General features: G+C 45.7%; 10 protein-coding genes. 5 read left to right on the forward strand and 5 right to left on the reverse strand.

What is annotated here, in order from left to right; genetic code table 11:
• Positions 1-410 precede the first annotated feature (410 nt).
• The 3 genes from QUB56_RS18905 (at position 411) to QUB56_RS18915 (ending at position 5,273) form a co-directional block, all read left to right on the forward strand.
• Complete coding sequence (locus QUB56_RS18905; protein WP_332957215.1) at positions 411-1,628, forward strand: ABC transporter permease; 1,218 nt, start codon at positions 411-413, stop codon at positions 1,626-1,628.
• A 187-nt stretch (positions 1,629-1,815) separates the two neighbouring features.
• Entirely contained in the window at positions 1,816-3,036 is a 1,221-nt protein-coding gene (locus QUB56_RS18910; protein ID WP_332957216.1) for an ABC transporter permease, read from the forward strand.
• A gap of 506 nt (positions 3,037-3,542) precedes the next feature.
• Entirely contained in the window at positions 3,543-5,273 is a 1,731-nt protein-coding gene (locus QUB56_RS18915) for a chemotaxis protein CheB (protein WP_332957217.1), read from the forward strand.
• Between the two features lie 113 nt (positions 5,274-5,386).
• On the opposite strand, the gene QUB56_RS18920 is transcribed toward QUB56_RS18915, so the two are convergent.
• Positions 5,387-8,446: a glycerol-3-phosphate acyltransferase gene (locus tag QUB56_RS18920; RefSeq protein ID WP_332957219.1), complete on the reverse strand. Its 3,060-nt coding sequence runs from the start codon at positions 8,444-8,446 to the stop codon at positions 5,387-5,389.
• 211 nt (positions 8,447-8,657) lie between these two features.
• On the opposite strand from QUB56_RS18920, the gene psb35 reads away from it, so the two are divergent.
• Both psb35 and QUB56_RS18930 read left to right on the forward strand, forming a co-directional pair.
• Entirely contained in the window at positions 8,658-8,861 is a 204-nt protein-coding gene (gene psb35 / locus QUB56_RS18925; protein ID WP_332957230.1) for a photosystem II assembly protein Psb35, read from the forward strand.
• 142 nt (positions 8,862-9,003) lie between these two features.
• Positions 9,004-9,135: a hypothetical protein gene (locus QUB56_RS18930; protein WP_332957221.1), complete on the forward strand. Its 132-nt coding sequence runs from the start codon at positions 9,004-9,006 to the stop codon at positions 9,133-9,135.
• Between the two features lie 333 nt (positions 9,136-9,468).
• Here QUB56_RS18930 and QUB56_RS18935 read toward each other — a convergent pair whose 3' ends face one another.
• The 4 genes from QUB56_RS18935 to QUB56_RS18950 all read right to left on the reverse strand — a co-directional run.
• Complete coding sequence (locus QUB56_RS18935) at positions 9,469-9,663, reverse strand: hypothetical protein (protein ID WP_332957223.1); 195 nt, start codon at positions 9,661-9,663, stop codon at positions 9,469-9,471.
• 268 nt (positions 9,664-9,931) lie between these two features.
• A complete protein-coding gene (locus QUB56_RS18940; protein ID WP_332957224.1) occupies positions 9,932-10,285 on the reverse strand; it encodes a slr1659 superfamily regulator in 354 nt (117 codons plus the stop codon).
• Positions 10,286-10,340: 55 nt separating this feature from the next.
• Positions 10,341-10,928, reverse strand: coding sequence for a DUF6272 family protein (locus QUB56_RS18945; protein ID WP_332957225.1), 588 nt, complete (start codon positions 10,926-10,928; stop codon positions 10,341-10,343).
• A 148-nt stretch (positions 10,929-11,076) separates the two neighbouring features.
• Positions 11,077-11,250, reverse strand: a 174-nt coding sequence (locus QUB56_RS18950; RefSeq protein ID WP_332957233.1) for a SpoIIE family protein phosphatase, incomplete at its 5' end; no start/stop codon positions are given.

The following is an 11,250-nucleotide window of genomic DNA, read 5'->3' on the forward strand; positions in this document are numbered from 1 at the left end:
ATCCCAAATCCCCAATCCCCAATAGAATAATCGCAAATCGAATAATCCCAAATCTCCAATAGAGAATCGAATAATCCCCAATCCCCAATCGAATAATCGGAAATCGAATAATCCCAAATCCCCAATCCCCAATCGAATAATCCCCAATAGAATAATCGCAAATCGAATAATCCCAAATCCCCAATAGAGAATCGAATAATCCCCAATCGTAAATCGAATAATCCCCAATCCCCAATCGAATAATCGGAAATCGAATAATCCCAAATCCCCAATCCCCAATCGAATAATCCCCAATAGAATAATCGCAAATCGAATAATCCCAAATCCCCAATAGAGAATCGAATAATCCCCAATCGCAAATCGAATAATCCCCAATCGCAAATCTAAAATCTAAAATCTAAAATCGAATCATGGATATTGTTGAAAGCGTCAAAATGGCAGTCACAACTTTGATGTCAAACAAGCTTCGCAGCAGTTTGACGATGTTAGGAATTATCATAGGCAATGCTTCGGTAATTTCTATGATCGGTATCGGCGAAGGAGCTCAAACATTTATCGAGGGACAAGTTAACTCTCTGGGTTCAAACTTGCTATTTATTATTCCCGGAAGTCCTGAAGCGCAAACCCGCCCGGTGATTCCGCCCCAGACTTTAGTAGTGGAAGATGCAGAGGCGATCGCATCTCAAGTACCTTCTGTCGAAGAAGTCGCACCAACTCTCAATGATAGTCAACTCGTTACTTACCGCAATAAAAACGTTTCGTCTTCCATTGTCGGAACTACCCCAGAATTTTTGACAGTTAGAAACTTTGATATTGCTCAAGGTCGATTTTTAAGCAAATTAGATGTAAAAAGACAAGAAAATGTGGTTGCTTTAGGAGCGGAAGCAGCAGCACAATTGTTTGGCAATACACAGCCAATTGGTCAATATATTCGGATCAAAAACTCTAGTTTTCAAGTGATTGGAGTCATGCAGGCGAAAGGTTCCAGCTTTGGCGACAATCAAGATATGAATGTTTATTTGCCCCTGACAACAATGGCAAATCTGATCGTAGGTCGCACGTCTCCCTACGGTACAAAGGTAACATTTATCTCGGTTTCCATTAAAGATGAAACTATGATGCAAGCGGCCCAATTTCAAATAGAAAATCTGCTCAGGTTGCGTCACAAAATTACTAAGGAGGATGATTTTACTGTTCGCAACCAGAAAGATTTAATGAAAACTTTGGGCAGTATTACTAGTGCTTTGACGTTGATGTTGGCTTTCGTGGCGGCAATTTCGCTGTTTGTCGGCGGCATCGGGATTATGAATATTATGCTGGTTTCTGTTACCGAACGCACCAAGGAAATTGGGCTGAGAAAGGCGATCGGAGCTTCTCAGCAAGATATTCTAATTCAGTTTATGATTGAGTCTGTGATTTTGTCAGCGGCAGGCGGGGCGATCGGCACTGGATTCGGTATCGGCGGCGTGCTTATAGTAGCTGCTTTTACTCCCCTGCAAGCTAGCGTTTCCCCAGTGGCGATCGCACTTGCAGTCGGTGTTTCCGGCAGCATCGGCTTATTCTTCGGCATTGTACCCGCAAAACAAGCGGCTAAACTCGACCCGATCGTCGCATTGAGAAGTGCTTAATTAGTTTGTTGACTGTTCACGGTTGACTGTTCACGGTTGACTGTTCACGGTTGACTGTTGACGGTTGACTGTTCACGGTTGACTGTTGACGGTTGACTGTTGACGGTTGACTGTTCACGGTTGACTGTTCACGGTTGACCGTTGATTGTTATACAAATAACTCATAACTAATAACTCATAACCAAGTATGAATTTTATTGAAAGTGTGAAAATGGCTGGTCAAACGCTACTAGCCAACAAAATTCGCAGCAGTTTAACAATGATCGGGATGATTGTCGGCAATGCCTCAGTAATTGCCATGATGGGAATTGGAGAAGGAGCTCAAAAATTTGTAGCAGGACAAGTTCAATCCCTCGGTACAAACGTATTAATCGTGAGACCCGGAGTTCCCAACGCTAGGCGAAGTTCGATCCTAAATGCGCCTCAAACACTGATAGTAGAAGACGCAAAGGCGATCGCAAGTCAAGTCCCCTCCGTTCAAGGCGTCTCAGCAGAACTTAACAGTTCAGAGATTGTTCGCTATAGCAACAAAAATGTTTCTGCTTTAATTTTCGGCACGATTCCAGAATTTCTAGAAGTCAGAAGCTTTGAAATGGCAAAAGGGCGGTTTTTGACCGAACTCGATGTTAAACAAAGTAACCAAGTTGTGGTTCTGGGCTCTGAATTAGCAGAGAAACTTTTTGGCAATACAAATCCCTTGGGCCAACAGGTGCGTATCCAAAATGTCAGCGTCAAAGTAATTGGAGTATTGGCGCCCAAAGGAACCTCTTTTGGTACGAATTACGATAACTCGGCTGCTGTTCCGATCGCCACAATGGCCAATCGCATAGTCGGGCGCAAATCTCCCTACGGTTTGGCTGTCACGTCGATATTTATTTCGATTAAAGATGAATCGCAAATGGACGCGGCGCAATTTCAGGTAGAAAACCTGCTGAGACTGCGGCACAAAGTTACTACCGAAGATGACTTTACTGTGAGAAATCAAAAAGATTTAATGGCAACAATGGGTGCGATTTCCGGGGCTCTAACACTTATGTTAACTGCTGTTGCTAGCATTTCCCTATTAGTCGGCGGTATTGGGATTATGAACATTATGCTGGTGTCCGTCAGCGAACGCACTCAGGAAATCGGGCTCAGAAAGGCAATCGGCGCATCCCAAAAAGATATCTTATTTCAATTTATTGTCGAAGCTGTAATTTTATCCGCTGCCGGAGGGATAGTCGGTACTTGCGTCGGTGTCGGCGGTATCTTGCTGGTAGGTAATTTCACGCCCTTGCAAGCTAGTATTTCGCCCGTGGCGATCGCCCTTGCAGTCAGCGTGTCCGGCACAGTGGGTCTCTTCTTCGGCGTCGTCCCCGCCCGCCAAGCCGCCAAACTCGACCCGATCGCAGCTTTGAGAAGTGCTTAATAAATACAGCAGATTGCAGGTCCAAAGCTGGACTTCATAAACCTGGGATAGCTGTATCTACTTACTCCGTTACACAATCCCCTCATATTATGCTGGTAAAAATTATCTATATCTAAATCTTAAAAAAAACAGTTTTTTTGTAAGAACTTAACAAAGTTGCAGTATGTGAGGCAGTTTTAATGACTGTATTTTACCCAGCGTCAGAGCGCCAAACATCATAAAAAGCCCGTTAAATATTAAAGATTCAATATAGCGGTTCGATCGCGTGGTGAGGTATGCCCAATGCCCGTGGGTCCAATGCCCAATGCTCAATGCCCAATTCCCTATGCTCTATGCCTTATGTCAGATAGTACCTCATGTTACGCTCGAAAGGCTATAAAGCTGTGTTGTGGCCTTTGCTTCCCAACCACAAAGTTTAATAATATTAAAACCGAGGTAAACAGACCTAAGCATCTACAGACGTTACGAAACCTTTACGATTTAATCAAAATATTCAATAGATAAACATGGCATCCCTCACTCCTAGTGCTAAATTTGACTATCTTGAAGGAACCACCCAAGCTGACAGATTTAACGGATTGGATGGCAACGACATAATTTATGCCAACAGCGGAGACGACTTTCTCGAAGGCGATGCAGGCAAAGACAAAATTTGCGGCGATCGAGACAACGATACGATTGTTGGCGGAGACGACGAGGACATCCTCTGGGGAGGCAAAGGCAGCGACCTAATTGCCGGCAATTCCGGCAACGATATCATCTACGGTGGCGCAGGTAGCGATACCGTGACCGGCGGCACAGGGGATGATATATTTGCCATTGCTAAAGGCAGCGGCGGCGCAACTGTAGCCACAGCCGACTATATCGCCGACTTCGGCAACGGCAATGACAAAATTCGATTGCTAGACGGCCTGGCATTTGAAGACTTAAACATCCAGCAAGGCACAGACGCCAACAGCAACAGTACCGTCATTCAAGACAAACTAACAGGCGAATATTTAGCAGTATTGCCAGGAGTCAACAGCAGCAGCATCAACCGATCCAACTTCACCACTCACCGATCGGGAAACCCAGTCACAGACTGGAACACCACCTTACTCGACGCCGTGCGGACAGCCAGCAGCCCGCCTCCCCTTGCCGGACGCAACATGGCAATGGTTCACGCAGCCATTTACGACTCTGTTAACTCTATTAGCAAAAAATACAGCCCTTACCGAGTCAGCATAGATGCACCAGCAGGGGCATCAGAAGAAGCAGCCACAGCAGCCGCAGCCCACCGCACCCTAGTCAGCCTCTACCCGGCGCAAGCAGGTAAATTCGACGCAGCATTGCAATCATCTCTGGCAAAAATTCCCGACGGCAAAGCCAAACAAGACGGTATCGCCATCGGACAACAGGTTGCCGACCAAATTATCAGTTTGCGGAATACAGACGGCATCACGAAAGTAGTGCAGTACACCCCCTCAACCGACCCCGGCAGTTGGGTGCCGACTCCCCCCGCCTTTGCCGCCGCGCTGGCGCCACAGTGGCCGCAGGTGACTCCTTTTGCCATGACTAGCGGTTCTCAGTTCCGCCCGCCCGGCCCGCCCGCCCTGGAGGGCGCCAAGTACGCAGAGGAAGTTAACTACATCAAAGAAATCGGCAAAAGTGACAGCCTCACCCGGACTCCGGACCAAACAGCCATCGCCAAATTCTGGGCCAACGGCGCAGGTACGTTTACCCCTCCGGGCCACTGGAACCAAATCGCCGAAGAAACAGCGACTCTCACGGGCCAATCCTTAGAAGATAGCGCCCGCTTGTTCGCCCTGCTAAATATTGCCCTCGCCGATGCAGCTATTAGCTGCTGGGATGCCAAGTATGAGTACAACTTTTGGCGGCCGGTGACAGCTATTCGCCAAGCTGAGACAGACAACAATCCCAACACGACAGCCGACCCCCAGTGGCTGCCACTGCTAACTACTCCGCCTTTCCCGGAGTATATGTCGGGACACAGTACCTTTAGCGGTGCAGCAGATGCAGTGATGAGTTCTGTGTTTGGTCCGGATTTTGGGTTTGGGGACAAAGGCGATCGATCTGTCAACAGTTTGCGAACCTACCAAAATTTCAGCGAAGCTGCCGACGAATCGGGGATGAGTCGCCTTTACGGAGGGATTCATTTCATGAGTGCTAATGTAGACGGTTTGAGTGCTGGTAGAAATGTGGGGAACTATGTTGTCCAGAATTTCTTAAAAGCCTAGGAAAGGTTTTTGGTCGGGTGGGGGCGGGTTTACGAGATTGTTTGTTTTGGGCAATTATTGTTGGTGGAACCCGCCCCTACAAGATAGATGAATTTTTACATTTTTTTTTCGGCTTATTCCAGCAATTCCACAGTGCCGAGATACCCGTCTACTCGGACTTTTTGACCGTCTCGCAAGCGAGTTGTAGCTTCAGCAATATTCATAACTGCGGGAATTTTGTACTCGCGAGCGATAATTGCTCCGTGAGACAATTGACCGCCAACTTCGGCGATAATTGCTGTTGCTCCTAATAGCAGCGGTGCCCAACCTGCATCGGTGTAAGGCACTACTGCGATCGCATTTTCTCCTAAATCTGCTGTCACGGTGCGACAAATCTTCACAAAGCCTTCGACGCAGCCGATACTTGCTGGGATTCCCTGCATGATATTAGTTTCGGATGTTGCGGGAACGATCGACCTTTTCTGAGAATTTGGCAGCAAATTGCCGTAGACGACAGGCGGAATCGGGCGATCGCGATCGGCTAACAGGCGATCGCGCCTTTGGCTAATTGTATCCTGAAAAGAAACACGCGCCCCGCTGCGAATCCACTGCTGAATTTCCCCAAATTCCAGATAAAAAATATCCCCGCTTTCCTGAAACACCTGCATTGCCAATCCGCAAGCTTCTATCTCCAAAAAAGTCCAGCGCAGGTGAGCCAACAACCGCGCGTAAATTTCGCTAATTTCGTTTTTGACGAGCGAGCGCTGCTGACATTTATTTAAGCGCCACTTCTGAGCAAAGGTCAAGCCTAATTTACCAGTTTCTGCTAAATTAGTCACAGTCGGTTTTTGAGCCAGAGTTATCAGCAATTTTTGATAAATTTCCGGCTGTTCTCGCCAAGTAGGAACAGCGATATCCGTTCCCACTTCGCTCAAATATCCATAACTATCAAGCCACTGTGCAAATTCGGCTTGTAAAGCCGAACTTTCAGCAAATATCTGTGCTAACTCGGCGACTGAAACAGTCTCGTCAAATTGCCCAATCGCAGTTTTTCGCAACTTTTGAGATAATTGCTGCAAAGCTCGGATAGAGGCAATTTCCGGAGCAGTATCATTGGCAAGCCATTCATCAGCCACGCGAAAAATTCCTTTGCGAATTGCCAGCCCGATCGGCCCTAATATATTGTAGTAAGTAATCGGTTTCAGCCACTCCTGAATTTGCTCTGCTCTCTCCAACAATTCCGACAAATATTGATAATTAGCAATTGCCAATTCCTCTGCCTCTTCCCTCTTCTCTCTTTTTACCCTCAGCCGAGTCCAAGAGTCTTCTTCCTTCTGAAGACTTTGGAGCGCGGTCCGGAAAATAGAAGTGCGATCGACCTCAAAATCTGCATTGAGCGCCCTCTCGCGCTGCACCAGACGCCACAAACCAGGCAAAGAAGGCAAAATCTTCCCCAAAGGCGGCTTGCCCATCTTTTGCCCTCTGAGTAAAAATTCCAAACCCTGCTCCGGCAATCCCATCATCCTAAAAATTTCGCCCAACAAAGTCGCATTAAAATAGGCGTGAGAACCCAGCAAAGTTGCCGTTTCGTTAAAATTTAAATGGCTAGCGCGATCGCCCAAAACCACCTGAAAAATCTCTCCCCAAACCCCGCAAGTCAGAGGCCGGTTAATCGACCAAGTTAGCGGGCGAATTGCACCTGGAATCACTTCCGCTGCAATAGTGCGCGTCCAAAAAGGCTGTAAATTTGTAATCGGGCGGCTTTGCAAAATCCAAACTTTTTCCCCGTCCCAACTCCACTCAATATCCTGCGGAATTCCGTGAAAACAAGCTTCTATCGCTTGCGCTTCTTGGACTAATGCTGCTATAATTCCTTTGTCAATTATTGAATATATTTCGATTTCCCTTAAATTTTTTTCTAAATTTTCAGGCGTACTAAAATCAATTTCCCAATGAAGCGGAGTAACTTGTCCGCCGACAACAGATTCAGCACCTCCCGGTAAAGCTTCAATAATAATCTGGGAACCGCCATCTAAAGGATTGCGGCTGAACATGACACCCGCAATTTTGCTGTCAATGTAAGGCTGAATCAATACAGCCATTTGTGTATCGGGGAGTTGTCGTTGGCGGCGGTAAGCAACAGCTTCGTCCGTCCAATAAGACTGGCGGCAGCGATTAATTGCATCCAGCAATTCTGCTTCAGTGAAAACAGGGCCAATAGTTTGATATTGTCCGGCGGCAGAACTCGTATCGCCATCTTCTCCCGCAGCAGAAGAACGCACAATCATTCGATTTGGGATTTGGGATTTGAGATTTTGGATTACAGAATTATTGATTAACAGTCGATCGGCATTTTCCTCATTCCTTCTTCCTTCTTCCTTCTTCCCTCTTCCTTCTTCCTTCTTCCCTCTTCCTCCTTCCTTCTTCCCTCTTCCTCCTTCCTTCTCGCCTCTTCCTTCTTCCTTCTTCCCTCTTCCTTCTTCCTTCGAGGGCAATATAAAACCAGCAGGTACATTAAAACCGGCGCGTTTCAGTTGAGACAACTTAGCAGCTTTATCCCCGCAAATTGCAGCATCTAACGAGTCATCTAGAGAAAACAATTGTTCGGATTTAGATAAAGCTATATCATCACCCTGACTGAGATTAATTGCTGCTAGCAACAAAGCCAATCCTGCTGCTGCTAAAAATTCGGGTATTGATTGTCGCCACACCAAAACCCAGATAGGGGTGCACAGACACCCGCAACGGGAAGCAAAAAGTCTCGCCCGATCGCCCTCACCCCACCAGCGCTGTGCCAAACCCCACGCCAGCAGCCCCCAAATGCCCGAGGATACAGCCACCGGCGGCGAAAATACCAAAAGACCCCAAACAGCGTTGGTAACGCCTCCACCTCGGGTGATCGCATATCTGCCCGCAACTAGAGGAATTAACAGGGCGATCGCGATCTCCGGTGCATCGGGGAAGCAAAATCGCCCCGCCAAAACCGGAGTAATTCCCCTGACAATTTCCGCCAACACCGCAGCAATTCCAGCTAATTTCCCCCCGTGAATGAAAGCGGCCGACACCCCAACATTCCCCGTACCCAGCGCCCTCAAATCTCGGCGGGTAAACACTCGCACCGCCCATCTCGTTAGCGGTAAAGCACCCAGGCTGAAACTAGCAGCCAACAGCAATGCTATTGTCCCCAACGGCATAAAATCAGCTCTCCTATTTTCAACCTCTAACCATTATGACGGCAATTCTGTCACTTTTTCTGTCTTCAGATATATCAACAAAACGGCATTAGCACTTAAGATAATGTAAAAGTAGAGTAGAAAAGGATTTAGCCTAATGATAGATATCAGCTTGACCGCTCCCATGGCAGTTATTCTTGCACCCATCAAGCAAGTAACGATCGATCTGCTGATGCAGCAGCCAGTGCCGGAATCAAGTGTCAGCTTGACCACTCCAATAGCAGTTCTTGGTGCTGGCTTTATTGCCGCAGTTACGATCGGCTCCATCGCCTGGTACAACTCCAAGCGCCCCCCCGGTTGGGAATCCAAAGAACGCCCTGATTTTGTTCCGAAAGTTGATAAAGACGATTTGATTTCTGAATCAAAGAAAAAATAGAACAAAGCTGTTATAGCTCGGAAAAAGCTTTGAGAGGAAGAAGAATTACCCTTGCATATCTATCCGGTAGGGTGCGCCTCGGCGCGCCTTACGCTATGTAGAAAGGCTTTGAGTGAAGAGTTTTAATTGACCGCAAGCACTAATGTCAATAAAGGGAGCGATCGCTGACGGGATGAGCGATCGCTCCCTTTATTGGCATGGATGCAAGATATCATTTCAAACAGACTGCAAGCTGTTAGCCCGGGATTTAAATTCGGCAGGCACTGACTTCTAAGTGAAAAGCCTAAAAATACTGATGTTTTATTAAAAATAGAAAAAATTTGGTAAATCTTATAATTTAGAATAAATTGCACATCCTAATCTTAGCTGTTATTGAAAAACAACCGAGCGATTTAATCATAGGAATTTAGACCTTGACTACAGCTTTGGAGTTCTCTTGAGATTTAGCCTCTGATGAGCGAGTTAGGAGAATTCGTTTCTTTGAATTGGATGAAGCGAGGCCATCGCCTCCGGCGAGAAAATTTCCGCTTGTTTTTTGACGATTCCAAAACGATGACTTCCAGCCCTATCAGATTAAGGAACATAGCAACATCAGAGCAACGCCAGCCTATAAAATCAAAACAGGAATCACTCCTTCCAGCAATGGCATTAGGACGTTATCCCACATAATTTCTGTCTGCTGGGCATACTCTTTAAGACAGTAAATTATAACTTGGTTGAAAAGCCCAAGCAACGAGTAAGTTGCGGTAACGATAATGCTAGCACGTAGGATGCGAGCGACCCATTCGATTTCCAGTTTCAAATTGTCAAATGTAACTTTCAAACTGGTTAGAATAAAGGCGAGCAAGGCATGATTAGCAGAGACAGTGAGCGTAACTAAGGCAGTATCTCGTTCCTATTGGCGAAATACCGTCTGCAGGGTGTAAAACAATAACCCAGATAGCAGTGTGGCTCCAACGACTGTTAGTACCAAACTACGAAGCATGAGCAATACTTGCTCCAGGTTGATAGAAAGGAAAGGGAGAATGTACACCATCAGCTAGTTGCAAGTTATAGCTTTTAGGGATAGCCTACTCAATTTCCAACTTCAGTCCGGGCAACAATTTCTCTAAGTTTTTAAGAGATTTTCCTTGCCAGGGCATATCATTCGACCCCAAAACGACTAACTGAACTCCTGTCTTTTTTCGCATACTGAGAACAAATTTAGACAACATACTAATTCCCGAACTATTGACAAAGACCAAGTTTCTCAAATCAATCGTCATTGTGTGGGGTTCAGACTCAGCCACTTCATTCAGTAAGTTTGTGATAGGAGCGTACTCTGTAGCTCCACCAAGGCTAAGTTCACCTTGGAAGTAGACCCTTACAGAGTCAGGATCGAATTGAACAATATAGTCTTCACCTTTAACTTCTAGAGTGGTCACTATCGGTTCTATCCTCTCTTAATAACTTAATTTGGGTTCGGGAAAAAACAGGTAACTAGACTGGAACGATTACCATTGTCGTGACACCAATCATTTTAGGATATTTTTGCACTCTTTCAAATTTCCAGCCTAGCTTGGCTGAATAATCATTTATCATCCTTAAAAAACCTAAACCCGATGCTCCACTATTTTCCTCTTCTGCACTTTTTTCTATCTGTTGCACGTAGAGTTTTTCTCGATCGAAGCACAAAAATTCTTGAATAAATTTCTGAAACTTATCAAGCCCTTCAGCAATCACAATGTTTCTAGCGAAAAGCACGGCCGTCATGTCAGCTTCTTCAATAAAGTAAATTCCAAATTTATTAAAGTTTGTTCTTTGATTATTAAATTTTATCGCATTTTCCAACAGTTCATTGGCCCCATAACTAACCGCTCCTTTACTTTCTTTAATGAGTCGTTGCTCGGCTGGATCCTGCTCATATACCCGGAGGAAGTTGGAAAAGTAATCCGCCATAAAATTAGCCGATAGTCGATTACTAAGCCAGGGCTTTTTAATGGGAAGTGAATTTGGGGTAAAAGTTAATTCCAACGAATCCTGGTCAGGGGGAAAGCTTTCGACGAAATCTCCGAAGATTTGAAGCATGGCTAGTTAGATTCTCAATAACAAATTTTCTAATTTTATGACCAGCAAGGTGATCGTATCACAAATGTGTACTCACCCAGACGTTAATTTTTTCGAGGTATTGGCGATCGCTCTAAACCAATGCGAATGCTTCAGGCTGTGACTTTTTTTATACACCTAATTGGATCAGCTTCACAACCAATAGCGTAATATCATCAACTACTTTTTGAGTGCCGATATGTCGCCGTAAATCGTCAATCACCGCCTGCTTAATTTCTTGTGCCGATAAATGCCAGTTTTGGCTAATGACTTCACACATCTGCTCAACACCATACTGTTTTTT

It is taken from the genome of Microcoleus sp. AR_TQ3_B6 (genome assembly GCF_036702785.1).
Lineage (GTDB): Bacteria > Cyanobacteriota > Cyanobacteriia > Cyanobacteriales > Microcoleaceae > Microcoleus.

What these genes read in the sequence shown, in the direction of transcription:
- QUB56_RS18905 (WP_332957215.1), top strand. Translation starts at nt 411, where the DNA reads ATGGATATTGTTGAAAGCGTCAAAATGGCAGTCACAACTTTGATGTCA.
- QUB56_RS18910 (WP_332957216.1), top strand. Translation starts at nt 1,816, where the DNA reads ATGAATTTTATTGAAAGTGTGAAAATGGCTGGTCAAACGCTACTAGCC.
- QUB56_RS18915 (WP_332957217.1), top strand. Translation starts at nt 3,543, where the DNA reads ATGGCATCCCTCACTCCTAGTGCTAAATTTGACTATCTTGAAGGAACC.
- QUB56_RS18920 (WP_332957219.1), bottom strand. Translation starts at nt 8,446, where the DNA reads ATGCCGTTGGGGACAATAGCATTGCTGTTGGCTGCTAGTTTCAGCCTG.
- psb35 (WP_332957230.1), top strand. Translation starts at nt 8,658, where the DNA reads ATGCAGCAGCCAGTGCCGGAATCAAGTGTCAGCTTGACCACTCCAATA.
- QUB56_RS18930 (WP_332957221.1), top strand. Translation starts at nt 9,004, where the DNA reads ATGTCAATAAAGGGAGCGATCGCTGACGGGATGAGCGATCGCTCCCTT.
- QUB56_RS18945 (WP_332957225.1), bottom strand. Translation starts at nt 10,928, where the DNA reads ATGCTTCAAATCTTCGGAGATTTCGTCGAAAGCTTTCCCCCTGACCAG.